This is a genomic window from Streptomyces sp. NPDC049687 (genome assembly GCF_044465285.1).
In the GTDB taxonomy this organism is placed as follows: Bacteria; Actinomycetota; Actinomycetes; order Streptomycetales; family Streptomycetaceae; genus Streptomyces.
The window spans coordinates 409,548-435,300 of record NZ_JBITLN010000007.1; the positions used below are offsets into that span (position 1 = coordinate 409,548).

General features: G+C 72.3%; 20 protein-coding genes and 1 pseudogene. 5 read left to right on the top strand and 16 right to left on the bottom strand.

The annotated features are described in order from the left end of the window. Positions 1-3 precede the first annotated feature (3 nt). Together ACIBVL_RS23505 and ACIBVL_RS23510 are read left to right on the top strand one after the other, a co-directional pair. Positions 4-774, top strand: a complete 771-nt coding sequence (locus ACIBVL_RS23505; protein WP_399099325.1) for an ABC transporter ATP-binding protein — start codon at positions 4-6, stop codon at positions 772-774. Positions 775-779: 5 nt separating this feature from the next. Next, positions 780-2,378, top strand: a complete 1,599-nt coding sequence (locus ACIBVL_RS23510; RefSeq protein WP_399099327.1) for a transporter — start codon at positions 780-782, stop codon at positions 2,376-2,378. 31 nt (positions 2,379-2,409) lie between these two features. Here the strand turns inward: ACIBVL_RS23510 and ACIBVL_RS23515 are convergent, their stop codons facing one another. Both ACIBVL_RS23515 and ACIBVL_RS23520 read right to left on the bottom strand, forming a co-directional pair. Then, complete coding sequence (locus ACIBVL_RS23515; protein ID WP_399099330.1) at positions 2,410-3,327, bottom strand: alpha/beta fold hydrolase; 918 nt, start codon at positions 3,325-3,327, stop codon at positions 2,410-2,412. Positions 3,328-3,835: 508 nt separating this feature from the next. Continuing rightward, positions 3,836-4,528: a metal-dependent transcriptional regulator gene (locus ACIBVL_RS23520; protein WP_362755197.1), complete on the bottom strand. Its 693-nt coding sequence runs from the start codon at positions 4,526-4,528 to the stop codon at positions 3,836-3,838. A gap of 261 nt (positions 4,529-4,789) precedes the next feature. On the opposite strand from ACIBVL_RS23520, the gene ACIBVL_RS23525 reads away from it, so the two are divergent. Further along, positions 4,790-5,545 carry an SIS domain-containing protein gene (locus tag ACIBVL_RS23525; RefSeq protein ID WP_399099332.1) on the top strand — a complete coding sequence of 252 codons (756 nt, stop codon included), beginning with the start codon at positions 4,790-4,792 and terminating at the stop codon, positions 5,543-5,545. Positions 5,546-5,569: 24 nt separating this feature from the next. Here the strand turns inward: ACIBVL_RS23525 and ACIBVL_RS23530 are convergent, their stop codons facing one another. From ACIBVL_RS23530 to ACIBVL_RS23540, 3 genes are all read right to left on the bottom strand, one after another. Then, positions 5,570-6,994 (bottom strand): PAS domain-containing protein, encoded by a 1,425-nt coding sequence (locus tag ACIBVL_RS23530; protein ID WP_399099334.1) that lies wholly within the window; start codon positions 6,992-6,994, stop codon positions 5,570-5,572. Between the two features lie 250 nt (positions 6,995-7,244). Beyond that, a complete protein-coding gene (locus ACIBVL_RS23535; RefSeq protein WP_399099336.1) occupies positions 7,245-7,652 on the bottom strand; it encodes a RidA family protein in 408 nt (135 codons plus the stop codon). Between the two features lie 391 nt (positions 7,653-8,043). Continuing rightward, positions 8,044-9,144, bottom strand: coding sequence for a citrate synthase 2 (locus tag ACIBVL_RS23540; protein WP_399099338.1), 1,101 nt, complete (start codon positions 9,142-9,144; stop codon positions 8,044-8,046). A gap of 217 nt (positions 9,145-9,361) precedes the next feature. Between ACIBVL_RS23540 and pdxH the strand changes: the two genes are divergently transcribed. After that, the gene (gene pdxH, locus ACIBVL_RS23545; protein ID WP_399099340.1) at positions 9,362-10,060 is read left to right on the top strand and encodes a pyridoxamine 5'-phosphate oxidase; all 699 of its coding nucleotides are present in this window, start codon (positions 9,362-9,364) and stop codon (positions 10,058-10,060) included. A 14-nt stretch (positions 10,061-10,074) separates the two neighbouring features. Here the strand turns inward: pdxH and ACIBVL_RS23550 are convergent, their stop codons facing one another. From ACIBVL_RS23550 to ACIBVL_RS23600, 11 genes and pseudogenes are all read right to left on the bottom strand, one after another. Next, the gene (locus ACIBVL_RS23550) at positions 10,075-10,701 is read right to left on the bottom strand and encodes a TetR/AcrR family transcriptional regulator (protein WP_399099342.1); all 627 of its coding nucleotides are present in this window, start codon (positions 10,699-10,701) and stop codon (positions 10,075-10,077) included. Further along, the gene (locus ACIBVL_RS23555) at positions 10,689-11,423 is read right to left on the bottom strand and encodes an enoyl-CoA hydratase family protein (RefSeq protein ID WP_399099344.1); all 735 of its coding nucleotides are present in this window, start codon (positions 11,421-11,423) and stop codon (positions 10,689-10,691) included. The genes ACIBVL_RS23550 and ACIBVL_RS23555 overlap by 13 nt, the downstream gene beginning before the upstream one ends. Beyond that, a complete protein-coding gene (locus ACIBVL_RS23560) occupies positions 11,420-12,988 on the bottom strand; it encodes a 4-coumarate--CoA ligase family protein (protein ID WP_399099346.1) in 1,569 nt (522 codons plus the stop codon). Before ACIBVL_RS23560 ends, ACIBVL_RS23555 begins: the two co-directional genes overlap by 4 nt. A gap of 20 nt (positions 12,989-13,008) precedes the next feature. Then, positions 13,009-14,136 (bottom strand): acyl-CoA dehydrogenase family protein, encoded by a 1,128-nt coding sequence (locus tag ACIBVL_RS23565; protein WP_399099348.1) that lies wholly within the window; start codon positions 14,134-14,136, stop codon positions 13,009-13,011. Positions 14,137-14,176: 40 nt separating this feature from the next. Next, complete coding sequence (locus tag ACIBVL_RS23570) at positions 14,177-16,066, bottom strand: biotin carboxylase N-terminal domain-containing protein (RefSeq protein WP_399099350.1); 1,890 nt, start codon at positions 16,064-16,066, stop codon at positions 14,177-14,179. Between the two features lie 5 nt (positions 16,067-16,071). After that, positions 16,072-17,670, bottom strand: a complete 1,599-nt coding sequence (locus ACIBVL_RS23575; RefSeq protein WP_399099352.1) for an acyl-CoA carboxylase subunit beta — start codon at positions 17,668-17,670, stop codon at positions 16,072-16,074. After that, on the bottom strand, positions 17,667-19,337 hold the full coding sequence (locus ACIBVL_RS23580) for an acyclic terpene utilization AtuA family protein (protein ID WP_399099354.1): 1,671 nt from the start codon (positions 19,335-19,337) through the stop codon (positions 17,667-17,669). Before ACIBVL_RS23580 ends, ACIBVL_RS23575 begins: the two co-directional genes overlap by 4 nt. Next, a complete protein-coding gene (locus tag ACIBVL_RS23585; protein ID WP_399099356.1) occupies positions 19,334-20,128 on the bottom strand; it encodes a TIGR03084 family metal-binding protein in 795 nt (264 codons plus the stop codon). Before ACIBVL_RS23585 ends, ACIBVL_RS23580 begins: the two co-directional genes overlap by 4 nt. 156 nt (positions 20,129-20,284) lie before the next feature. Continuing rightward, positions 20,285-21,202 (bottom strand): EamA family transporter, encoded by a 918-nt coding sequence (locus ACIBVL_RS23590; protein WP_399099358.1) that lies wholly within the window; start codon positions 21,200-21,202, stop codon positions 20,285-20,287. Positions 21,203-21,470: 268 nt separating this feature from the next. Further along, a pseudogene (locus ACIBVL_RS23595) lies at positions 21,471-21,647 on the bottom strand (metallophosphoesterase); the annotation flags it as partial. Beyond that, positions 21,644-24,514, bottom strand: a complete 2,871-nt coding sequence (locus tag ACIBVL_RS23600; RefSeq protein ID WP_399099360.1) for an FAD-binding and (Fe-S)-binding domain-containing protein — start codon at positions 24,512-24,514, stop codon at positions 21,644-21,646. The gene ACIBVL_RS23600 and the pseudogene ACIBVL_RS23595, both read right to left, overlap by 4 nt. 91 nt (positions 24,515-24,605) lie before the next feature. On the opposite strand from ACIBVL_RS23600, the gene serC reads away from it, so the two are divergent. After that, positions 24,606-25,724 (top strand): phosphoserine transaminase, encoded by a 1,119-nt coding sequence (serC, locus tag ACIBVL_RS23605; RefSeq protein ID WP_399099362.1) that lies wholly within the window; start codon positions 24,606-24,608, stop codon positions 25,722-25,724. The last annotated feature ends 29 nt before the right edge of the window (positions 25,725-25,753 follow it).

Sequence of the window (25,753 nt, forward strand, 5' to 3'; positions counted from 1 at the left end):
CGCATGACGTCCGTACGCGTACGTGGTCTGTGGAAGCGGTTCGGGCAGCAAGTCGCCGTCGCCGGTATTGATCTCGATCTTCCCTCCGGGAAGTTCATCGGGCTTGTCGGGCCCAACGGGGCCGGGAAGACCACCACCCTCTCCATGGTGACCGGGTTACTGCGGCCCGATCAGGGGGTCGTCGAGGTGGTCGGACGGGACGTGTGGCGGGATCCCGTCGAGGTGAAGGCGCGGATCGGGGTGCTGCCGGAGGGGCTGCGGCTGTTCGAGCGGCTCTCGGGGCGGGAACTGCTCGGGTACAGCGGGCGGTTGCGCGGACTGCCCGGGGCCGAGGTCGACAAGCGGGCCACGCAGTTGCTGGACGTCCTCGACCTCGCCGGCGCCCAGCACAGACTCGTCGTCGACTACTCGACCGGCATGCGGAAGAAGATCGGGCTCGCGGCCGCACTCCTCCACAATCCCGAGGTCCTCTTCCTCGACGAGCCGTTCGAGGGCGTCGATCCCGTCTCCGCGCAGACCATTCGGGAGGTGCTGGAGCGGTACACCGCTTCCGGTGCCACGGTCGTCTTCTCCTCGCATGTGATGGAACTCGTCGAGTCGTTGTGCGACTGGGTGGCCGTGATGGCGGCGGGGCGTATCCGGGCCCACGGGACCCTCGAGGAGGTGCGTGGGGCCGCTCCCTCGCTGCAACGGGCGTTCCTCGAACTGGTGGGCGTGCAGGGGCGGGACGCCGGGGCGGATCTCGACTGGCTGGGCGGCGGGGCGGCCCGGTGAGCGGGGTGGCCTCCGTCCCGGGACTGGTCTCCGTCGTCGTACGGCTGAAGCTGTCGCTGTTGCGCAACGGGCTCAGGCGGTCCGGGGGACGGCGGGCCGCGTATGCGGCGTCCGCGGTGTTCGCGTTGTTGTTCGCGGCGCTCCAGCTGATCGGGCTGATCGCGCTGCGGGGGCATGCGCATGCCGGCTCGCTCGTGGTGCTGCTGGTCGCGGTGCTGGGGCTGGGGTGGGCGGTGATGCCGCTGTTCTTTCCCGGCGGGGACGAGACGCTCGATCCGGGCCGGCTGGTGATGCTGCCGCTGCGGCCCCGGCCGCTGGTGCGGGCGTTGCTGGCGGCCTCGCTGGTGGGCATCGGGCCGTTGTTCACCGTGCTGCTGCTGGTGGGATCCGTCGTCAGCGTGGCGCACGGGGTGGCCGGCTGGGCCGTCGGGGTGGTCGCCGTCGTCGTCGGGCTGCTGGTCTGTGTGGCGCTCGCGCGGGCCGTCGCCATCGCGAACGTGCGGTTGCTCAGCAGTCGCAGGGGGCGCGATCTGGCGGTGCTGAGCGGCCTTGCCGTCGCGGTGGGGGCGCAGGTCGTCAACTTCGGGGCGCAGCGGCTGGGGACGAGAGGGCTCGGGCAGCTCGATCCCGTCGCGGACGTGCTGCGGTGGCTGCCGCCGGCCTCGGCGGTGGGCGCCGTGGACTCGGTGAGCGCGGGGGCGTACGGGGTCGCGGCTGTGCAGCTCGCGCTCAGCTTGGGGGCGTTGGCGGGGCTCCTGGGGGTGTGGGCGCGAAGCCTGACCCGGCTGATGACCTCGCCGGACGGTTCGACGCTGCAGGCCGCCGAGCACGGCGCCCGGGACCGGCGGAGCGCGTCGGGCTGGGCGCGGCTGCTGCCGGACGGGCGTACCGCAACCGTGGTGGAACGCAGCCTGCGGTACATCTGGCGCGACCCGAAGACGAAGGCGGCCTGGGTGACGTCCCTGGCGATCGGGCTGATCGTGCCCGTGTTCAACGCGCTGCAGGGCACCGGTTCGATCTACTTCGCCTGTTTCGCCGCCGGGATGCTCGGCATCCAGATGTACAACCAGTTCGGGCAGGACACCTCGGCGTTCTGGATGGTCGCGATGACGATCTCCTCGCGCCGGGACGCCTACGTCGAACTCCGTGCGCGTGCGCTCGCGCTGCTGGTGATCACCCTGCCGTACGCGACGCTCGTGACCGTGGTGACCACCGCGCTGCTCGGGGACTGGCCGAAGCTGCCGGAGGCGCTGGGGCTGTCGCTGGCGCTGCTCGGGGCGATGCTGACGACCGGTGCGTGGACGTCGGCCCGCTTCCCCTACTCGATACCGCAGGAGGGCCACAAGAACGTCGCCCCCGGCCAGGCCGGGCTCGCCTGGATCGCGGTCGTCGGGGGCATGGTCTCGGCGGCCCTGCTGTGCGCGCCCGTCATCGCGGCGACGGTCTGGCTGAACATCAGTGCGCGGGGTGACGCGTGGAGTTGGGTGCTGCTTCCGGTGGGCGCGCTGTACGGGGCGGGGATCACGCTGCTGGGGCTGCGGCTGGCGGCACCGCGCGTGGCGGACCGGCTGCCGGAGATCCTGGCGGCGGTCAGCCAGGGGTGACCACGAGGCGCTCGCAAGGGAGAGGTGCCTCTTACGGCGTGCTGAGTACGGCGTCCAGGAACGGTTCGATCGCCGTGCGCCAGGCCTCCGGCTGGTCGTAGTGGACGAGGTGGCCGGCGTCGGCGACCTCCGCGTACTCGCCGCGGGGCAGGACGCGGACCATCTCCTGGGCCTCGGCCCGGCCGAGTTCGCCGTCGAGCCCGCGGACGACCAGGGCGGGGCACTGGACCTGGGTGAGCTCCTCCCAGTGGGCGTCGTACACCCAGGTCTCGCGGGACTTCAGCATCTGCTCGGGTTCGAAGACGGGGCGCCAGCCGTGGGGAGACTCCTGCATCACCTCGGCGTAGAACTCGCCGCGTGCGGGGTTCGGGCGCTCCACCCAGGGGTCGTCCTCGCCGAACCACTTGCGGACGTCGGCGAGGGTGGCGAAGGGGAGCGGCCAGGACTTGAACCAGTCGGCCCACTCGCGCTGCGAGGCGGCGCCGAGCGCGGAGGCCCGCATGTCGCAGATGATCACCCCGCGTACCAGGTCGGGGCGTTTCGCGGCGAGCTGCCAGGCGGTGAGGGCTCCCATGGCGTGGCCGACGAGAAGGGCCGGGGCCAGGCCCAGCTGTTCAAGGGCGGCCTCCGCGTCCTCGACGTAGGCCTCGCGGGTGAAGGCGGCCTCGGGGGGCTTCTCGCTCTGGCCGTGGCCGCGCTGGTCCAGGGCGACCGCGCGGTGCCGCTCGGAGAGCCAGCGGGCGGTGGACGCCCAGTGCGAGGCCCGGCCCATCAGCCCGTGCAGTAAGAGGACGCCGGAGGTCCGCCCGGGCTCCGCGGGCGGCGTCTGCCGCTCGGCCGTGGACTGTGCGGGGATCACGGGGTCCGCCCCGCTCTTGAGCGGGTCGCCGAACTCCCAGGCCGCCAGGCGTACGCCGCCCGCCCCCGTCACGTCGATGCGTCGCGCCATGGATCCTGGCACCCCCCTAGCCGTCGTACCGGTGTGCTGCTGATGCCCTCGGTGCTGCCCTTCATCACCCGCAGGCTATCGAATACCTTTTCGAGAAGCGCACTCTCCGCGACCAACACCCCTCGTTCGAGTGACCATACTCAAGGAATGATCGCCGTCGCTGCGGGGAGACCTTCAACGGGAGGCGGACCGCTCGGGGAAACCGGTCCGAGGGGAACGACCCTGAGAGCTCGGGGCTCCGGGTCGCAACAGGGGAGGACAGGCCCCGGTGCCACACGGCACCGGGGCCCTCCACTTGTCTGCGGCACCCCATCCCCGCCCCCTCAGGCCATATGCCTCACGCGACAGACTGGCACGCGAACCGCCGGGGCGCTGCGATTCGGCGCAGGGAATCCTGAATTTCGACCGGTTCGAGCGAAGCCCCAACTGCCCCATGGACCACAGAAGTTGAGCACTGCTCAGCAGAAGCTCAGCAGTGGTCAGCCGTGCCCCCGGCCTTCAACGGCGCTCAGCGCTTGGCGACGAACACATGGGAAGCGACGTCGGACACCAGCTCGGCCGCCTCGCCCCCACTGCCGACCAGCACACCGCCCGCCGACTCCGTCACACTCACCACCGAACCGGGCTGCACACCCGCCCGACGCAGCGTGTACATCAGCTGCGCGTCCGTCTGGATCGGCTCACCGATCCGGCGCACCACCACCGTCTTGCCCTCCAGACCCGGATCGAGGTCGGCCAGCGAGACCATGCCCTCGTCCAGGAACGGATCCGCGCCGTCCTTCTCGCCCAGCTCCTCCAGACCGGGGATGGGGTTGCCGTACGGCGACTCGGTGGGGTGGCGCAGCAGCTCGAGGACGCGGCGCTCCACCGCCTCGCTCATCACGTGCTCCCAGCGACACGCCTCGGCGTGCACCTGCTCCCACTCCAGGCCGATCACGTCCACCAGGAGACACTCGGCGAGGCGGTGCTTGCGCATCACCCGCGTGGCCAGCCGGCGGCCCTCGTCCGTCAGCTCCAGGTGCCGGTCACTGGCCACCGAGACCAGGCCGTCACGCTCCATGCGCGCCACCGTCTGGCTGACCGTCGGCCCGCTCTGGTCGAGCCGCTCGGCGATCCGGGCGCGCATGGGGACCACACCTTCCTCCTCCAGCTCGAGGATGGTGCGGAGATACATCTCCGTGGTGTCGATCAGTCCGGACATTAGTGCCCCTCGATGAGATCTGCCGAAGGCTCGACGGCTCTCCGGCGCGTGCGCTGGCCCTGACCCCAATTCTGCCGGATACCACTGACAACCGTGCCGCGCCGTTGCAACGAGGCGGTTACGCCGGAGCACTCCTACCGCGCGGGGACCGCACCATGGCCGTATTGACAGCGCACTGGTCCAGACCACACAGTGATCCGCGACACAGGGCACCGACACCGACGGTGGCCCGCCACCCGACCCGGCAAAGGGGCCCCTCGGATGAGCGACCACAGGCTCGCCGCCCAGTTCTTCGACGCCGCGATCGGCCTGCTCCAACGGGTCCGCGACGAGGAGGCCGAGACCGTACGGGCCGCCGGCACGCTCCTCGCCGACACCGTCGCCGCGGGCGGCCGCCTCTTCGCCTTCGGCGCCGGCCACTCCTCCCTCCCCGCCCAGGACCTCGTGTACCGCGCGGGCGGCCTCGCCCTGATGAACCTCCTCGCCGCACCCGGCCTCGTCGGCGTCGACGTCAGGCCCGCCACCCTCGGCTCCGCCCTGGAACGCGTCGACGGCCTCGCGAGCGTCCTCCTGGACACGTCCCCGCTCCGCGCCGGCGACGCCCTCGTGATCATCTCCCTGTCCGGCCGCAACGCCCTGCCCGTGGAGATGGCCCTCCACGCGCGCGCCCTCGGCGTGAAGGTCATCGGCGTGACCTCGGTGGCGTACGCCTCGGAGACGAAGCCCCGCAACCCCTCGGGGACGTTCCTCAAGGACCACTGCGACATCGTCCTGGACTCGAAGATCGCCGTCGGCGACGCCGAGCTCACCCTGGACACCGTCCCCGCCCCCTTCGCCCCCGCCTCCACCGTCGTCACCTCGGCCCTCCTCCAGGCCGTCATGGCCACCGCGGCCGGCTCCCTCGCCGCCCGCGGCATCGAGCCCCCGCTCCTGCGCTCCGGCAACGTCGACGGCGGCCACGACTGGAACAAACGCGTGATGGAGGAGTACGGCGACCGGATCTTCCACCAGCACTGAACGCGGCCCGGGAGGAGACGGGCATCAGACGTCGTCGTCGCCCCCCGCCGCCAGGCCGGCCAGATCCAGAGCCGCCGCTATCCGCACGGCGACATCCTCGGCGTAGGTCGCGTCGGAACGCTCGAAAGCGGCGCGGCCGGCACCGCGCAGGAACGTCACGACACCCAGCGTGCGGCCCCGGCTGCGCAGCACCGCGCACAACGCGTACACGGTGTCCTCCGGCCACCGGCGGGCCCGCGCCCACTCCCGCGCCTCCTCGGCCGCCACGCTCCCCGCGCCCGCCCGCACCGAACCGGCCCGGGCCACGCACTGCAACGCCGGATGCCCCTCCCCGTAACGGACGGGCAGACCGGCGTACCCGGTGAGCACGCTCGGACCCGGGCCGCCCGACGGAGTGGCCGCGACCCGCACCAGCCGCAGCGGCCCCGTGGCCACCTCCCCGTCGGCCGCCGCACCACCCGCGACACGGTCGATCAGGGCGTGGTCGGCGAATCCCGCCAGCGCGAAGTCGAGATGGACGGTGGCCGCCTCCGCGGGGTCCTCGCACTCCGCCGCCGCACGGGCCGCCCGATGCAGCTGGTTGGTGCGGAACCGCAGCAGCGCCGCCTCCTGCTCACCCTGCTTGGCCTCGGTGACGTCCTGGAACAGCCAGCCGACACCGAGCGGCACCGGTTCCTCCGCGAGCGGCGAGGCCAACCGCAGGAAGCCGCTGCGCCAGCAGCGCCGCTTCTCCCCCTCCGGGGTGCGCACCCCGACCCAGATCTCGGCGGGGGCCGGCGGGGCGCCCTCGGCGAGGACGTGTGTCAGCGCGTTCTCCAGCTCCTCCACGCCCCGGGTGAGCAGGTCGCCCAGCGGGCGGCCCAGGACCGCCGTACGGCCCGTACCGAGCGCCCGGGCGGCATGCGCGTTGACCACGGCCGGGCGCAGGTCGGCGTCGACCAGGACGACTCCCCAGGACGCGTCGTCGAAGAGGGCCTCACTGAGCGCGATGGAACGCTCGAGATCGATCTGGGCATGCACCTCGCTGAAGGCGCAGTACAGCCCCGCGGGCTTCCCGTCGGGCCCGCGCACGGCGGCCGACTGCGTCCGCACGAGCACCCGCCCGCCGTCCTTCGTCAGCAGCGCGAACTCGTGCACCTGTCGACCGGGCGCGTGCATCGCCGACATCAGCCGGCTCTCAACCTCCTCCGCGTCGGCCTCACGCACCGCCCAGCCCGCGAAGCCATGCCGACCGACGGCCTCGGTGGCGCTCCAGCCGAGGATGCGCTCGGCCTCCCGGTTCCAGTGGGTGACGACGCCGTCCACGTCGAAGGCGCACAAAGCCGCGTCCATGCCGTCGAGCAGCGCGGCCAGAAGATCCGCGCCGTCGGGGCCGCCGGGACCGTCCGGCCGCTCGGGCTCGTCCGGCCCCAGCTCGTCGGTGGTCCCACTACGCCGGGAAGCACTCACCTGGACCCCCTGCAGGTTCGCTCACGTGCCCTCATTCAACTCGAACGTGACGCAGCCCACATATGGTTCCCGCAAGATTGCAGAGGAATCGTTGTACCGCACCGGCCGGCCCGGGCCGGGCATCAGCCGCAGGTCCACCCATTCCACCGTCTCACCGTCGAGGAGGTACCGCTCCACCTCGGCACGTCCTCGCCCTCAGGCGGCCGCACAGTGGATCACGACAGCAGCGAACCGCGCCCCCGCACGCGCGTCAACGCGTTCGCGCCCCGCTCCCCGACCCCCGCCGCGCATCCACCTCGATCTCGATCCGCATCCGAGGATCCGACAACCCGCACACCAGCATCGTCGCCGCCGGCCGCACCTCCCCGAACGCCCGCCGCAGCACCGGCCAGCACGGCTCGAAGTCCTCCCGCGCGGGCAGCAGATACCGCACCCGCACCACGTCCCCGAACCCGCACCCCGCCTCCGCGAGGGCCGCCCCGATGTTCCGCAGACACTGCTCGGCCTGCTCCACGACGTCGTCGGAGATGGTCATCGTCGCGTAGTCGAACCCGGTCGTCCCGGACACGTGCACCCGGTCACCGTCGACCACGGCACGGGCGTACCCGATCTGCTCCTCGAAGGTCGAACCACTGAGGATGGCGCGTCGCTCTGTCATGGCCGGAACGATAGGGGGAGCGGCCGGCTCTCGCGGCGGGGGGACGAACACGGGTTCAGCGTCCGGCCGCAGGCCTCGCCATCACCGCCTCGGAAAAAAACACTTGAGCGACCGGAGCGCGCTTCTTAAGGTGGGCGCACCGAAGAGAGGAGGTGGTTCGGAGCATGTACGCACACCGGACGTCGGAGGTGGCTGCGGGCTAGCGGCCCGTCGCCGACTCAGTGTGGTGCCGGGCCGGCGTGTGCGAGACACACGCAGCCGGCCAAACCAACGCAGTCACCCGACCCGCGAGTCGCCGGTACGTCCGGCCGGCCCCCTCCTGGAGGAGGACCAGACTCGCGGGTCGTCTGCGTTTCGCGTCGCGGGCCAGACGGGACTTTCGAAACACGCCCTAGTGGGCGATGTCCGTGTAGCCCTCGACGTCCTGGGGGCTGCGGGTGCCGGGGCCGATGTACCGGGCGGAGGGGCGGACCAGGCGGCCGGTGCGCTTCTGTTCGAGGATGTGGGCCGACCAGCCGGCGGTGCGGGCGCAGGTGAACATGGAGGTGAACATGTGCGCCGGGACCTCGGCGAAGTCGAGGATGATGGCCGCCCAGAACTCGACGTTGGTCGCGAGGACGCGGTCGGGGCGGCGGGCGTGGAGTTCGGCGAGGGCGGCCTTCTCCAGGGCCTCGGCGATCTCGAAGCGGGGTGCGCCGAGTTCGCGGGCGGTGCGGCGCAGGACGCGCGCGCGGGGGTCTTCGGCGCGGTAGACGCGGTGGCCGAAGCCCATGAGGCGTTCGCCCTTGTCGAGGGCCTGCTTGACGTAGGCCTCGGCGTCGCCGGTGCGTTCGATCTCCTCGATCATGCCGAGGACGCGGGAGGGGGCGCCGCCGTGGAGGGGGCCGGACATGGCTCCTACGGCGCCCGACAGCGCGGCCGCCACGTCGGCGCCGGTGGAGGCGATGACCCTGGCCGTGAAGGTGGAGGCGTTCATGCCGTGTTCGGCCGCCGAGGTCCAGTAGGCGTCGACCGCCGCGACGTGCTTGGGGTCGGGTTCGCCGCGCCAGCGGATCATGAAGCGTTCGACGACGGACTGCGCCTTGTCGATCTCGCGCTGCGGGACCATGGGGCGGCCCTGGCCGCGTGCGGACTGGGCGACGTAGGAGAGGGCCATGACGGCGGCGCGGGCGAGGTCCTCGCGGGCCTGCTCGGCATCGATGTCGAGGAGGGGTTCGAGGCCCCAGACGGGTGCGAGCATGGCGAGTGCGGACTGGACGTCGACGCGGATGTCGCCGGAGTGTACGGGGATGGGGAAGGGCTCGGCGGGCGGCAGGCCGGGGTTGAAGGCGCCGTCGACGAGCAGGCCCCAGACGTTGCCGAACGAGACGTGGCCGACCAGGTCCTCGATGTCGACGCCCCGGTATCGCAGGGCGCCGCCTTCCTTGTCCGGTTCGGCGATCTCCGTCTCGAACGCGACGACTCCTTCGAGCCCGGGTACGAAGTCGGACATCAGGCGGCTCCTCGTGATGTGTGCGACATGTGGCGCCGGCGGATCCGCGGTCCCGTGCACGTCGATGTGCGGACTCGCGGTCGTGGGCGGTCACCCCGGTGATGCCCTTCGCGGCCGGCGGTCACCCCACCGGGATGGCATCTGCACCATATCCCCGAGTGTCACATTTGGGGAGTGGTTGCGGCACTCAGTGCCACCCGGTACGTGGAGGTGTTCCATGCGGCAGGATGACCACGTGACCGACGCAGACTCCGTCTACTCCGGCCCCGTCCCCGATCCCGCGTCCATGCGCAAGCAGTACCGGGCGGAGGGGATCGCCGAGGCCGATCTGGCCGCCACGCCCGTGGAGCAGTTCGCGCACTGGTTCAAGGAGGCGGCCATCGAGGCCCATCTGTTCGAGCCGAACGCCATGGTCGTCTCCACCGCGGACGCGGCGGGCCGGCCCAGTTCTCGTACGGTGCTGTTGAAGCAGTTCGACGAGCGGGGTTTCGTCTTCTACACCAACTACGACTCCCGTAAGGCCCGCGATCTCGCGGAGAACCCGTATGTGTCGCTGCTCTTCCCGTGGCATGCGATGGCCCGCCAGGTCATCGTGCGGGGTGTGGCCCGCCGGACGGGACGGGACGAGACGGCGGCGTACTTCCGCACCCGGCCGCACGGTTCCCAGCTGGGTGCCTGGGCCAGTGGCCAGTCCTCGGTGATCGCCTCCCGCGCCGACCTGGACGCTTCCTACGCCGAGCTCGCGGCTCGCTATCCGGAGGGTGAGCAGGTGCCGGTGCCACCGCACTGGGGCGGCTTCCGGGTGGCGCCGGAGGTGGTGGAGTTCTGGCAGGGCCGTGAGAACCGGCTGCACGACCGGCTGCAGTACGTGGCGCGGGCGGACGGGGGCTGGCGGGTGGAGCGGCTCAGTCCGTGAGAAGCGGTCCCCCATCAGTCCCGTCGGTCTTCCAGCACCCTGTCCAGCAGCCCTGCCCACTGGTCCACCACCCGTTCCCGGCGTCCGGCGTCGTCGGTGAGGAGGTTGGCGAGGCCGAGGCCGCGGGCCATGTCGAGCAGGCCCTGGACGGTTTCGCGGACGCCGGGGAGGGATTCGTCGGCGCCGAGGAGTTCGACGGCCATCCGGTGGGTCTCGCGGCCGACGCGGGCTTCGAGTTCGGTGACGCGGGGGCGCAGTTGCTCTTCGTTGGAGGCGGCCACCCACAGGTGGAGGGCGGCCCGGAAGAGGGGACCGGTGTAGAGGTCGACGAGGGCGGAGACGACCGCGTGGCGTTCGGCGCCGCCTTCGGGGAAGAGGGCGCACAGTGCGGTGGAGCGTTCCTCGGCGACGTATTCGACGGCGGCGGTGAAGAGGTCCTCCCGGGTGGGGAAGTGGTGCTGGGCGGCGCCTCGGGAGACGCCCGCGCGTTCGGCGACGACGGTGACGGTGGAGCCCGCCCAGCCGTGTTCGGCGAGGCAGGACACGGCCGCTTCGAGGAGTCGCTGCCGGGTGGCCCGGCTGCGGTCCTGCTTGGGGACGCGGTCGCCCGGGACACGGTCGGCCGCGGTCACAGCACCCATGCGGGATCCCGTCGTTCGAGGAAGGCCGTCATCCCCTCGCGCGCCTGCGGGGAGGCGAACAGGCGGGCCGAGAGCGCGGTGAGGTCGGCCCCGTCTCGGTCGAAGGTCTCCAGCACCCCGGCCGTGAGCAGCCGTTTCGTCTCGGCGAGGCCCTGGGGGGCGGATCTGCGCAGTCCGTCCAGGACGGGGGCCAGGACGGCGTCGACATCGTCGCCGGCCGCGGTGAGCAGGCCGATGCGGGCCGCCTCGGGGGCGTGGAAGCGCTCGCCGGTGAGGTAGTAGCGGGAGAGGGCGCGCGGGTCGGTGCGGGGGAGCAGGGGGAGGGAGATCACCGCGGGTGCCAGTCCGATCCGCACCTCGGTGAAGGCGAAGGTCGACTCGGTGGAGGCGGCGGTGATGTCGCAGGCGGCGAGGAGGCCGAGGCCGCCGGCCCGGACGTGGCCGGTGACCCGGGCGACGACCGGTTTGGGCAGCTCGACGATCTGCCGCAGCAGGCCTGTCAAGGCGTCCGGGGCGGGTGGGTCGCGCAGGTCGGCGCCCGCGCAGAAGGTGCCGCCGGTGTGGGTGAGGAGGACCGCGCGGACGTCGGTGTCCTCTGCGCAGTCGGTGAGCGCGTCGGCCAGTTCCCCGAGGAGGGCCGAGGACAGGGCGTTGCGGGTGTCGACGGCGTCGAGGCTCAGGGTCTCGACGCCTCGCGCGCGGGTCCGGTCGATCAGGGTCATGGGGTCTTCCTCAGCTGCCGGCGCAGGATCTTCCCGGAGGCGGCCCTCGGTACGGCGTCGACGAAGGTGACGTGGCGGACGCGTTTGTAGGGGGCGACCCGTTCGGCGACGTACATCGCGATCTCTCCTTCGGAGACGTCGGGGGAGGTCGGCTGGCGGACGACGTAGGCGTGCGGGACTTCGTTGCCGTCGTCGTTGTAGACGCCGATGACGGCCGCGTCCGCGACGGCGGGGTGGGTGAGCAGGAGAGCCTCCAGTTCGGCGGGGGCCACCTGGAAACCCTTGTACTTGATGAGTTCCTTGACGCGGTCGATGACGAAGAGCCAGCCGTTCGCGTCGACGCGCCCGATGTCGCCGGTGTGCAGCCAGCCGTCGGTGTCGATCATGGCGGCGGTGGCGTCGGGGTGGCCGAGGTAGCCCTTCATGACCTGCGGGCCCCGGATGAGGATCTCGCCGTCCTCGCCCACGCCGAGGTCCTTGCCGGGGTCGTCGAGGGAGACGATGCGCATCTCGGTGCCGGCGATGAGTTTGCCGACGGTGCCGGCGGGGGCGTCGCGCATGGCGTCCAGGGGGACGACGTGGGTGCCGGGGGACAGTTCCGTCATGCCGTAGGCCTGGCCGAGGGGCGGCAGGCCGAGGCGGTCGGCGCAGGCGGCGGCGAGATCGGCGTCCAGGGGTGCGGCCGCGCTGATGACGTACTTCAGGGACGACAGGTCGTACTGGGCGACCGCCGGGTGCTTGGCGAGGGCGAGGACGATCGGCGGGGCGACGTACAGGCCGGTGATGCGGTGGGTCTGGACGGCGGCGAGGAAGGTCTCCAGTTCGAAGCGGGGCAGGACGACGACGGTGGCGCCCTGGCGCAGGGGGGCGTTCATCAGGGCGGTGAGGCCGTAGATGTGGAAGAAGGGCAGTACGGCGAGGATGCGGTCGCCGGGGCCGGCCGAGATCGCCGGTTCGAGCTGGGCGAGGTTGGTGGCGATCTGCCGGTGGGTGAGCATCACGCCCTTGGGGACGCCGGTGGTGCCGGAGGAGTACGGCAGTGCCGCCACGTCGGCCACGGGGTCGATGTCGAGGTGCGGCTCGGGGGCGGCGGAGGCGAGCATGTCGATCAGTGAGCGGTGTCCGGGCGCGCTGTCGCAGACGAAGATCTCTTTCACGCCGCCGGCGAGTTCGGCGGCCCTGCGGGCGGTCTCCAGGAACGGGGAGACGGTGACGATCCAGCGGGCCCCGGAGTCACCGAGCTGTTTGGCGAACTCCTCCGCCGTGGCGAGCGGATGCACGGTGGTGACGGAGGCGCCTGCGCGGGTGGCCGCGTAGAAGGCGATCGGGAAGGCGACGGTGTTGGGGCTGTGGAGCGCCAGCACGTCTCCCTTGCGCACGCCGGCCTCGGCGAGTGCGGCGGCGACGCGCCGGTGGAACCGGTCCACCTGCTCGTAGCTGAGGGTGGTGCCGTCCGTGCCGTCGATCAGCGCGGGGGCGTCGCCGTATGCGGCGGCCCGGCCCAGCACGGCGTCGTGGATGGGGAGTTCTACGGGTGGGACGTCTGCGTACTCGCTGCGGAACACGGTTCCTCCAAGGCGGCGGCCTAGTACGACTTGGGCAGGCCCAGGGTCTGGTGGGAGACGTAGTTGAGAATCATCTCCCGGCTCACCGGGGCGATACGAGCCACGCGCGAAGCCGTTATCAGCCTGGCCAGGCCGAACTCGCGCGTGAGGCCGTTGCCGCCGAGGGTGTGCACCGCCTGGTCGACCGCTTTGACGCAGGCCTCGCCCGCCGCGTACTTCGCCATGTTGGCGGCCTCGCCCGCGCCGGTGTCGTCCCCCGCGTCGTAGAGGTGGGCGGCCTTCTGCATCATCAGACGGGCCAGTTCGAGGTCGATGTGCGCCTGGGCGAGGGGGTGGGCGATGGCCTGGTGGGCGCCGATCGGGGTGGTCCAGACGGTGCGGTCGCGGGCGTACGCGACGGCTTTGGAGAGGGCGTGGCGGCCCATGCCGATCGCGAAGGCGGCCGTCATGATCCGTTCCGGGTTGAGGCCGGCGAAGAGTTGCAGCAGGCCGGCGTCCTCGTGGCCGACGAGCGCCTCGGCGGGCAGCCGTACGTCGTCCAGGACGAGCTCGAACTGCTTCTCCGTGCCGTGCAGTTCCATGTCGATGGGGTGCCGGGAGAAGCCTTCCGCGTCGCGCGGGACGATGAACAGGCAGGGCTTGAGGCGGCCCGTGCCGGCGTCCTCGGTGCGGCCGACGATGAGGGTGGCGTCGGCGATGTCGACGCCGGAGACGAAGACCTTGCGGCCGGTGAGCAGCCAGTCGGTGCCGTCGCGGCGGGCGGTCGTGGTGAGGCGGTGGCTGTTGGAGCCGGCGTCGGGTTCGGTGATGCCGAAGGCCATCATGCGGGTGCCGTCCGCGAGGGCGGGGAGCCACTCCTGCTTCTGGGTGTCGGTGCCGAAGCGGGAGATCACCGTGCCGCAGATCGCCGGGGAGACGATCATCATGAGAAGGGGGTTGCCCGCGGCGCCCATCTCTTCGAGGACGAGGGAGAGTTCGGTGATGCCGCCGCCCCCGCCGCCGTACGCCTCCGGCAGGTTGACGCCGATGTAGCCGAGTTCGGCGGCTTCCTGCCAGAGGGTGCGGGAGTCGCCCGAGTGGCCCTTCGCGAAGGAGGAGACCGCTTCTCGGAGTGCCTTGTGCTCTTCGGGTTCGACGAGGGTGGTCACCGTGGCTCCTTCGGGTGCGGATCGTCGTGGGTGGTCGCGCTCACGTGGCGGAGCCGGGTGTCGATGCGGCCCCGCGCCCCTGGGGCGTCTCTTGCACTACCGCCAGCACGGTGCCGACCTCCACCTGCTGGCCTTCCGTCACCTGCAGCGCCGTCACCGTGCCCGTCACCGGTGCGCACACGCGGTGTTGCATCTTCATCGCTTCGAGCCAGAGCAGTGGTTCACCGGCCCGGACACTCGATCCGGTGATGAGGCCGTCCGCCAGCTTGACGACCGTGCCCGGCATCGGGGCCATGAGGGAGCCGGGGGCGTGCTGGTCCTCCGGATCCGGGAAGCGGGGCAGGGCGGTGAGGGTCGTGGCGTTCACGTGGACGCGGTCGCCGTAGCGGGCGACCGCGAAGCGGTGGCGTACGCCGTCGATCTCCAGGACGACCAGGGCGGGGTCCGCGTGCACGATCCGGACGCCGTCCGCCGTGAGGCCGGTCCGCCCGTGAAAGTAGGCGACCTCGACCTCCTGGCCCGCCATCGCGTACCGCTTCCTCTGCGGTTGGGACGGCAGATTGCGCCAGCCCCCGAAGCGGGAACCCTGCTGCGCCTCCGCCAGGGCGGCGGCCAAGGGGGCGTACGGGTCGGAGGTCACCGCGGTCAGTTCAGCGAGGTGGCGGTCGTAGAAGCCGGTGTCCATGCGGGCGGAGGCGAACTCCTCGTGGCGCAGGGAGCGGATCAGGAGGTCGCGGTTGGTGACCGGGCCGTGGAGGGTGGTGCGTTCCAGCGCTCCGGCGAGCTTGCGGACGGCTTCCGCCCGGGTGTGGGCGTGGGCGACGATCTTCGCGAGCATGGGGTCGTAGTGGACGCCGATCTCGTCGCCGTCGTCGTAGCCGGTGTCCAGGCGCACGGCGTCCGGGACGGTCAGGCGGTGCAGGGTGCCGGTCTGCGGGGTCCAGTCGGTCGCGGGGTCCTCGGCGTAGAGGCGGGCCTCGACGGCGTGACCGCGCGCGCGTGGCGGCTCGGAGGCCAGCTCACCGCCTTCCGCCACCCGAATCTGTTCGGCCACCAGGTCGAGGCCGAAGACCGCCTCCGTGACGGGGTGTTCGACCTGGAGGCGGGTGTTCATCTCCAGGAAGTGCGCGCGGCCGTCGGCGACGAGGAACTCGACGGTGCCCGCGCCGACGTAGGCGACGGCGCGGGCGGCGCGCACGGCCAGCGCCTTCAACTCGTTCTCCAGTGCCTCGGAGAGCCCGGGTGCGGGCGCCTCCTCGATCACCTTCTGGTGGCGTCGCTGGAGGGAGCAGTCGCGGGTGCCGAGCGCCCAGACCGTGCCCTGTGTGTCGGCGAGGACCTGCACTTCCACGTGGCGGCCGTTCTCCACGTAGGGCTCGACGAAGACCTCACCGTCGCCGAAGGCGCTCGCGGCTTCGGCGCGGGCGCTCTCCAGCGCGGCGCTCAGCTCCTCCAGGCGGCGCACGATCCGCATTCCGCGCCCTCCGCCCCCTGCGGCCGCCTTCACCAGTACCGGCAGGTCCGCCTCCGTCACCGCCTCATGGGGCAGCGGCGCGAGCCCCATGAGCTCCTTCGCGCGGGTCTTGGAGGCCATCGCCTCGATGGCCTCGGGCGGCGGCCCGATCCAGACCAGGCCGGCGTCCAGGACGGCCCGCGCGAAGTCGGCGTTCTCGGAGAGGAAGCCGTAGCCGGGGTGCACGGCGTCCGCGCCCGCGTTGACGGCGGCCTTCACCACGAGGTCGGCGCGCAGGTAGGTGTCGGCGGGCGTCGTGCCCGGCAGCCGTACCGCCGTGTCGGCCACGCGCGCGTGGAGGGCGTTCTCGTCGGCGTCCGAGTACACGGCGACCGTCCGGATTCCCGACTCGGCGCAGGTGCGGAAGATTCGGCAGGCGATCTCGCCGCGGTTCGCCACCAGAACAGAAGTAATCATGACCCTCACATCCGGAAGACGCCGAAGCCGCCGCGCGCACCCTCGTACGGCGCCGTGTGGATGGCCGACAGGCACAGACCCAGGACCGTGCGGGTGTCGCGCGGGTCGATGACTCCGTCGTCGTAGAGCCGCCCGGACAGGAACATCGGCAGCGACTCGGACTCGATCTGCTGCTCCACCATGGCGCGCAGGGCGGCGTCGCCCTCCTCGTCGTACGGCTGCCCCTTGGCGGCGGCGGACTGCCGGGCGACGATCGACAGGACGCCGGCGAGCTGCTGCGGCCCCATGACGGCCGATTTGGCGCTGGGCCAGGCGAACAGGAAGCGGGGGTCGTAGGCGCGCCCGCACATGCCGTAGTGGCCGGCGCCGTACGAGGCGCCCATGAGCACCGACAGATGCGGCACCCGGCTGTTGGCGACCGCGTTGATCATCATCGCGCCGTGCTTGATGATGCCGCCCTGCTCGTACTCCCTGCCGACCATGTACCCGGTGGTGTTGTGCAGGAAGAGCAGCGGGATGTCGCGCTGGTTGGCGAGCTGGATGAACTGGGCGGCCTTCTGGGACTCCGCGCTGAACAACACCCCCTGGGCGTTGGCGAGGATCCCGATCGGGTAGCCGTGCAGGGACGCCCAGCCGGTCGCCAGACTGCTGCCGTACAGGGGCTTGAACTCGTCGAAGTCGGAGCCGTCGACGATCCGGGCGATGACCTCGCGCGGGTCGAACGGCGTCTTCAGGTCGCCCGGGACGATCCCGAGCAGTTCCTCCTCGTCGTACTTGGGAGGTGCGGCCGGTCCCGGATCCTCGTACGCCTTGCGGTGGTTGAGCCGGGCGACGACGCGCCGTGCCTGCCGCAGCGCGTCCGTCTCGTCGACGGCGAAGTGGTCGGCGAGACCCGACACGCGCGCGTGCATCTCCGCACCGCCGAGCGACTCGTCGTCGCTCTCCTCCCCGGTGGCCATCTTCACCAGCGGCGGCCCGCCCAGGAAGACCTTCGCCCGCTCCTTGACCATGATCACGTGGTCGGACATGCCGGGGATGTAGGCGCCCCCTGCCGTGGAGTTCCCGAAGACGACGGCCACGGTCGGGATCCCGGCCGCCGACAGGCGTGTCAGGTCCCGGAAGATGGCGCCTCCGGGGATGAAGATCTCCTTCTGGGACGGCAGGTCGGCGCCCCCCGACTCGACCAGGCTGATGCAGGGCAGCCGGTTGGCCAGGGCGATGTCATTGGCCCGCAGTGCCTTCTTCAACGACCACGGATTGCTGGCGCCCCCGCGCACGGTCGGGTCGTTGGCGGTGATCAGGCACTCCACCCCCTCCACCACCCCGATCCCGGTGACGAGCGAGGCACCGACGGCGTACTCGCTCCCCCAGGCGGCCAGCGGGGACAGCTCCAGGAAGGGCGTGTCGGGGTCGAGGAGCAGTTCGATGCGCTCGCGGGCGAGCAGCTTGCCGCGTGCGCGGTGCCGGGCGACGTACTTCTCGCCGCCCCCCGCGAGGGCCTTGGCGTGCTCGGCGTCGAGGGCGGCGAGTCTGGCGAGCATGGTGTCGCGGTGCGCGCGGTAGTCCGGCCCCTGGATGTCCAGGGCGGAGGTGATGACCGTCAAAGCAGGGCCTCCGGGATGTCCAGGTGACGGGAGCGCAGCCACTCGCCGAGGCCCTTGGCCTGTGGGTCGAAGCGGTGCTGTGCGGCGACACCGGCGCCGAGGATGCCCTCGACGACGAAGTTCAGCGCGCGCAAGCCGGGCAGGACGTGCCGGGTGACCGGCAGTTCGGCGGTCTCCGGGAGGAGTGCGCGGAAGACGTCGACGGTGAGCGTGTGGGCGAGCCAGCGCCAGGACTCCTCGGTGCGGGCCCACACCCCGACGTTGGCGTCGCCGCCCTTGTCGCCGCTGCGGGCGCCGGCGACGCGCCCGAGGGGGGCGCGCCGGGCGGGCCCCGGTGGCAGGGGGTCGGGAAGGGGTGGTTCCGGTACGGCGTCGGGTACGAGGGTGTCGGTGCCCGGTGGTACGGGGACACGGCGTCCGTCGTCGAGTACGGCGAGGTGCTCGACCTCGTCGCGGGGCACGTACGACGCCTCGAAGACGCCGTAGGGGGAGCCCGGGCCGGGTGGCGCGAGGACGTGGAAGCCGGGGTAGCTGGCGAGGGCGAGTTCGACGGCGGCCCCGCTCAGGGCCCGGCCCACGGAGTTCTGCCTGGGGTCGCGTACGACGAGCCGCAGGAGGGCGCTCGCGGTCTCCTCGGTGCCGGCGTCGGGGTGGTCGGTGCGGACCAGTTCCCAGCGGTGCTCGGCGACTCTGCCGACGGCCGGCGCCATCTGCTCCTGGACGAGTGCCGCCTTGGCCTCGATGTCGAGTCCGGTGAGCGCGAAGACGACCTCGTTGCGGAAGCCTCCGATGCGGGTGCGGCCGACCTTGAGGGTGGGCGGCGGGGCCTCGCCGCGGACGCCGTCGATCCGGACCCGGTCGGGGCCGTCCTGGGTGAGCCGTACGGTGTCCAGCCGGGCGGTGACGTCGGGTCCCGCGTACCGGGCGGGGCCGGTTTCGTACAGGAGCTGGGCGGTGACCGTGCCGAGGTCGACGAAACCGCCGGTGCCGGGGTGTTTGGTGATGACGCTGGAGCCGTCCTCGTACACCTCGGCGAGCGGAAAGCCGGGGTGGCGGATGTCTCCGTCGGTGAAGAACGCGTAGTTGCCGCCGGTGGCCTGTGTCCCGCACTCCAGGACGTGCCCGGCGACGACGGCTCCGGCGAGCCGGTCGTACTCGTGCGGCTCCCAGCCGAAGTGGGCGGCGGCGGGCCCGGTGACCAGGGCCGCGTCCGTGACCCGCCCGGTGACGACGACGTCCGCGCCCTCGCGCAGGCACGCGGCGATGCCGAAGCCGCCGAGGTAGGCGTGGGCGGTCAGGCTGCCGGGGTGGCGGGGGGTGAGGTCGTCGCCCTCGACGTGTGCGACGCGTACGGGGATGCCGAGGCGGTCGGCCGACTTCCGTAAGGCGTCGGCGAGTCCGGCCGGGTTGAGGCCGCCGGCGTTGGTGACGATCCGGACGCCGCGGTCGTGGGCGAGGCCGAGGGACTCTTCCATCTGGCGCAGGAAGGTGCGGGCGTACCCGGCGGAGGGGTCTTTCAGCTGGTCCTTGCCCAGGATCAGCATGGTGAGTTCGGCGAGGTAGTCGCCGGTGAGGACGTCGAGTTCGCCGCCGGTGAGCATCTCGCGCACGGCGTCGTGGCGGTCGCCGTAGAAGCCGGAGGCGTTGCCGATGCGCAGCGGGGTCATCGGTCGGCGCCCTTCGGTGTGCGCCCGGCGCCGGGCGGGCCCGCGAAGGCCTGGGCGATGTCCAGCCAGCGGTCGGCGTCGTCTCCCTCCGCGGTCAGGGCGAGGTCGGCGCGGTGGGCGCGCTGGGTGACGAGGAGGCAGAAGTCGAGCGCGGGGCCGGTGACGCGGCCGTCGGCGTTCTCCGGACCGTAAATCCACGATTCACCGGAGGGGCTGGTGAGTTCGACGCGGAAGTCGTCGAACGGCGGGGTCAGTCCGTGCACGCCGAAGGCGAAGTCGCGGGTGCGGATGCCGAGGCGGACGATGTGGCGGAGGCGGTCGGTGGGGGTACGGGCCACGCCGAGCGCCTCGGCGATGTCCAGGCCGTGGGCCCAGGTCTCCATGAGGCGGGCGGTGGCCATGGAGGCGGTGGACATGGGCGGGCCGTACCAGGGGAAGCGGGCGCCGTCGGGTGCGGCGCGCAGGGCGTCGGCGAGGGCCGCGCGGCCGGACCGCCAGTCGGCGAGAAGCCGCTCCGGGGGCTTGCGTGCCCCTTCCTCCGCGCCGTTGTCCACGAAGTCCCCCGGTTCGGCCAGGGCCTTCTCGACCTCGTGGGAGAAGGCCCGCTGGTCGGTGACCGCGAGCAGGGAGGAGTGATCGGTCCAGGCGAGGTGCGCGATCTGGTGGGCGATGCTCCAGCCGGGGGCGGGGGTCGGGAGGGCCCACTGCTCCGGCCCCAACTCGGCGACGATCAGCTCGAGTTCGTCGCTTTCGGCACAGAGGTCGTCGATCACGGGCGTCGGGTCGGCCATGAGGTGGAGCATGGCAGCGCCCCAGGAAACAAGCAAGCATGCTTGCATGCATTCCCGGGGACGGCTCGCTCGGTGGACGGGGTCCGACGGGTGGGCACCGGCAGGCAGACCCCGGCGGGCGGAGCCCGGCAGGCAGCCCCCGGGCCGGCCAAGCCCCTACACCCCCGCCTTCCCCCGCCCCACCTGGGTCCGTACCGCGCCCATGCTCGCCGCGACGACCAGGCCGATGGCGAGTAGTTCCAGGGCGGAGAGGGACTGGTCCAGGACGAGGAAGCCCGCCGTGGCGGCGACGGCCGGTTCCAGGCTCATCAGGACGGCGAACGTGGAGGCCGGCAGACGGCGCAGAGCCAGCAGTTCCAGGGTGTACGGCAGCACGGACGACAGCAGGGCCACCGCCGCGCCCAGACCGAGCGTCACCGGGTCGGTCAGCCTCGCGCCCGACTCCGCGATCCCCAGCGGCAGAAACAGCAGCGCGCCGACCACCATCGCCAGCGCGAGACCGTCGGCCTGCGGGAAGCGCCGGCCCGTACGCGCGCTGAACACGATGTACGCCGACCACATCGCCCCCGCTCCCAGCGCGAACGCCACTCCGACCATGTCGAGATCCGCGAATCCCCCGCCGCCGAGCAGGAAGACCCCGGCGAGGGCCAAGCCCGCCCAGACCAGATTGACCGCCCGTCGCGAGGCGAGGACCGACAGCGCCAGGGGCCCCAGCACCTCCAGTGTCACCGCCGGCCCCAGCGGAATACGGGCGAGGGCCTGGTAGAAGAGCCCGTTCATCGCGGCCATGGTGACGCCGAAGACGATCACCGTCCCCCAGTCCGTCCGGGAATGACCTCGCAGTCGCGGCCGGCAGAGGACCAGCAGCACGACCGCCGCCACCAGCAGCCGCAACGCCACCACGCCCAGCGCACCGGCCCTCGGCATCAACGTCACCGCCAGCGCCCCGCCGAACTGCACGGAGATGCCTCCGGCGAGCACGAGACCGACCGGCCCGAGGGAGCCGAAGCGGCCGGGGGCGCCCTTCGGGGCGAGGGAGACGGGGGCCGTGGTGGCGGTTTGGGAGGTGGTCACGGGCGATCCCAGGGCTCGGCTCGACGATCGTTCATCACGATGAACTGCGAAGTCCACAGTAATGGACTCCGTCAGGTGTGTGAACTCATTACACCCCTGTCTCGCGTCCTGAGACGTCCGAGGCTCGGATGCCGGGCCGTAAAGGCCTTTCGCCGGCTGCCGCCACGCCCTAGCCGCAGCCGTCCCGGGGGCCGAAGGCCTCCCACGTCTGTGTGTCCGTCACCCGCGCGTGCGGGTAGACGTCGGCCCACTGGTCGATCCCCGGGAAGCCGCACTCCGCGACCAGCCGCTCGGCCTCGGCGGGCTGCGGTCCGGCCGCGACGTCCCCGGTCGGCACGATGGGGTCGGCCGCCGCGACCTCGGGCTCGGTGAGGACCGCCTCCAGGGCGGGCGGCACGCCGTGGATGTCGGCGAGGACCGCGGTCCGCCCAGATGGGTGCGTCACTCCCGCTCCCCCTCCCCCAGCCCCTCGGCCAGCACCTCCGCCAGATGCCGGCCCCGCACCCCCGCCAGCTGCTCCAGCTGCGTCCGGCAGGAGAACCCGTCCGCGAGAACGGCCGAACCCTCCGCGGCGCTCCGCACGGCCGGGAGCAGTCGCTCCTCCGCGCACGCCACCGACACCTCGAAGTGCCCTCGCGCGAAGCCGAAGTCGCCCGCGAGTCCGCAGCAGCCCCCGCTCAGCTCCCCGGTGAGCCCGGCGGCCTCGCGCAGCCGGCGGTCGGCCGCGTCGCCGAGCACCGCGTGCTGGTGGCAGTGCGTCTGGCCGACCACCGGACGGTCCACGCGCGGCGGTGTCCAGCCGGGGGCGTGGCGCTCCAGCACCTCGGCGAACGTCAGGACCCGGGCGGCGAGCCGGGCGGCGCGCGGATCGTCGGGCAGCAGCTCGGGCAGGTCCGCCCGGAGCGCGGCGGCACAGCTCGGCTCCAGGACGACGACCGGCGCCGCCGTCTCCAGCACCGGCTCCATCAGGTCGAGCGTGCGGCGCAGCACCACGCGCGCGTGGTCGAGCTGGCCGGTGGAGACGTACGTCAGCCCGCAGCAGACCCGGCCACGGCGGGCGGTCAGCAGCGCGGCCGCGTTCCTCGACCGCGCGTCTCCCACCGGCCGCCCCCGCATCCGCAGGGTCGGCGGCAGCGCCACCCGGAGCCCGGCCGCCTCCAGGACGCGTACGGCCGCCCGGCCGACGGAGGGCGAGAAGTGCTCGGTGAAGGTGTCGGGCCACAGCACGACCAGGTCGCCGTTCCCGCCGCTCGTCGGCCGCCCCCGCCACCACCGGCTGAACGTCTCCCCCGCCAGCCGGGGAATCTCCCGCTCCCGGGCGATCCCGCCGGCCCGTTTCGCCGCCCAGGCCAGTGGCCGCACACGCGCGAGGGCGTTGACGAGCCCCGTCGCGCGCGTGCGGGACGCCCAGCGCAGCCACCTGGGCAGCCGGCCCATCGTGTAGTGGGCGGCCGGGCGCCGCCGGCCGGCGTAGTGGTGGTGCAGGAACTCCGCCTTGTACGTGGCCATGTCGACCCCGACCGGGCAGTCGGACCGGCAGCCCTTGCAGGACAGGCACAGGTCCAGCGCCTCCCGCACCTCCTCCGACCGCCAGCCGTCGGTCACCACCTCACCGGCGAGCATCTCGTGCAGCAGACGGGCACGCCCGCGCGTGGAGTGCGCCTCCTCGCCCGTCGCGCGGAACGACGGGCACATCACGGCGGGCCCGGTCGCCGTCGTCGTACGGCACTTCGCGACCCCCACACAGCGGCGGACGGCCGCCGAGAAGTCGCCGCCGTCGGCCGGGTAGCCGAAGACGACCGGGACCGGCTCGCGCGGAAGCACCGAGAACCGCAGTCCGGCGTCCAGGGGCGCCGGGCGCACCAGCATCCCGGGGTTGAGCAGGTCGTCGGGGTCCCACACGCCCTTCGCCCGCTCGAACAGGGCGACCATCTCGGCGCCGTACATCCGGGGCAGCAGTTCAGCCCTGGCCTGCCCGTCGCCGTGCTCCCCGGAGAGGGAGCCGCCGTGGGAGACGACCAGGGACGCCAGGTCCTCCGAGAAGCGCCGGAAGCGGCCGATGCCCGGCGCGCTCAGCAGGTCGAAGTCGATACGGACGTGGATGCAGCCGTCGCCGAAGTGGCCGTACGGCGTCCCGCGCAGACCGTGCGAGGCGAGCAGCGCCCGGAAGTCCCGCAGGTAGGCGCCGAGCCGCGCGGGCGGTACCGCGCAGTCCTCCCAGCCGGGCCAGGCCTCCGAGCCGTCCGGCATGCGCGTCGCCGTGCCGCTGGCGTCCTCACGGATGCGCCACAGCGCCCGCTGCGCGGCCGGGTCGGTCACGATCAGGGTGTCCACGGTGTCCGAGGCCCCCCGCACGATCGTCTCCGCACGCGCGCGTGCCTGCGCCGCCGACTCCCCGCCCGTCTCCACGAACAGCCAGGCTCCGCCCCTGGGCAGCCCGGCCGTGGCCGGCACCAGGTCGGCGGCCATCCCCTCCACGGTCAGCGGCCCGTACGGCAACACACCGGCCGCTGCCTCGGCGGCGGCGCCCTCGTCGCCGTACCCGAGCACCGCGAGCGCACGCGCGCGTGGGGCCTCGACCAGCCCGACGACCGCCTCCGTCAGCACGCCCAGCGTGCCCTCGGAGCCGCAGAAGGAACGGGCGACGTCGGCGCCCTTCTCGGGCAGCAGAGCGTCCAGGGCATAGCCGGAGATACGGCGGGGCAGGTCGGGAAACCCGGTCCGCAGCCGTGCCCGCTCCCCCTCCGCCAGCGCCCGCAGCCCGTCCGGCGCCCCGGCCCATCCCTGTCCGAGCCGCAGCCGCCGCCCCCGCGCGGTGACGACCTCCAGCTCGCGCACACTGTCCGCGGTCGTCCCCCACGCCACCGAGTGCGAGCCGCACGAGTTGTTGCCGATCATCCCGCCGAGGGTGCAGCGGCTGTGTGTGGAGGGGTCGGGGCCGAACCGCAGCCCGTACGGGGCGGCGGCCTCCTGGAGCCGGTCCAGGACGAGGCCCGGCTGGACGACGGCGGTGCGTGCGCCGGGGTCGAGGGCCAGCAGCCGGTTCATGTGCCGGGTGAAGTCCAGCACCACGCCGGTGCCCGTCGCCTGCCCGGCGATGGAGGTGCCGCCGCCGCGCGCGACGACGGGTACGCCGTGCGCCCGGCACACTTCCAGGACCGCGGTCACGTCGTCGGCGTCCCGGGGCGCGACGACGCCCAGGGGGACGCGGCGGTAGTTGGACGCGTCCATGGTGACGAGCGCCCGGGAGGTGACGTCGAACCCGACCTCGCCTCTCACGACCTCGCGCAGCTCGGTCTCGAGATCTGTCATGGCTCCACCCAATCAGCACACCTGTCCAAACACCGTCTCAGCCGACGGACGAGGTTTCGCCCAGGTTTCCTCCACCCGATAGCCTCCCCCCGTGGCTGAGATCCAGATTCCCTCTGACATCAAGCCCGCGGACGGACGTTTCGGCGCGGGTCCCTCCAAGGTGCGGACGGAGGCGCTGGACGCGCTCGCCGCCACCGGTACCTCCCTCCTCGGCACCTCTCACCGCCAGGCCCCGGTCAAGAACCTGGTCGGCAAGGTGCGCGAGGGCATCTCCGAGCTGTTCTCCCTGCCCGAGGGCTACGAGGTGATTCTCGGCAACGGCGGCTCGACCGCGTTCTGGGACATCGCGACCCACGGCCTGATCGAGAACAAGTCGCAGCACCTCACGTTCGGTGAGTTCAGCTCGAAGTTCGCCAAGGCCGCCAAGCTCGCCCCCTGGCTGGCCGAGCCCACCGTCGTCTCCTCCGAACCCGGCACCCACCCCGAGCCGCAGGCCGAGGCGGGCGTCGACGTGTACGCCTTCACGCACAACGAGACGTCGACCGGTGTCGCCGCCCCGATCAAGCGCGTCCAGGGCGCCGACGAGGGTGCGCTGGTCCTGGTCGACGCCACCTCCGGCGCCGGCGGTCTCCCGGTCGACATCGCCGAGACGGACGTCTACTACTTCGCCCCGCAGAAGTCCTTCGCCTCCGACGGCGGCCTGTGGATCGGCGTGTTCTCCCCGGCCGCGATCGAGCGCGCCGAGCGGATCCACGCGTCCGGCCGCCACGTCCCGGAGTTCTTCTCGCTCCCCACGGCGATCGACAACTCCCGCAAGAACCAGACGTACAACACCCCGGCCCTGGCCACCCTGTTCCTGCTCGACCAGCAGCTGGAGTGGATCAACGGCCAGGGCGGCCTCGCCTGGTCCACGGCCCGTACCAAGGACTCCTCGACCCGCCTCTACGGCTGGGCGGAGGAGTCCAAGCACGCGACCCCGTTCGTCACCGACCCGGCCAAGCGCTCGCAGGTCATCGGCACGATCGACTTCTCGGACGAGATCGACGCCGCCGCCGTCGCGAAGGTCCTGCGCGCCAACGGCATCGTCGACACCGAGCCCTACCGCAAGCTCGGCCGCAACCAGCTGCGCGTCGCGATGTTCCCGGCGATCGACCCGGCCGACGTCGAGGCGCTCACCAAGTGCGTGGACTACGTGATCGAGAAGCTGTAGCCGCCTCCGTCACGACGTGAAGGGCGCCC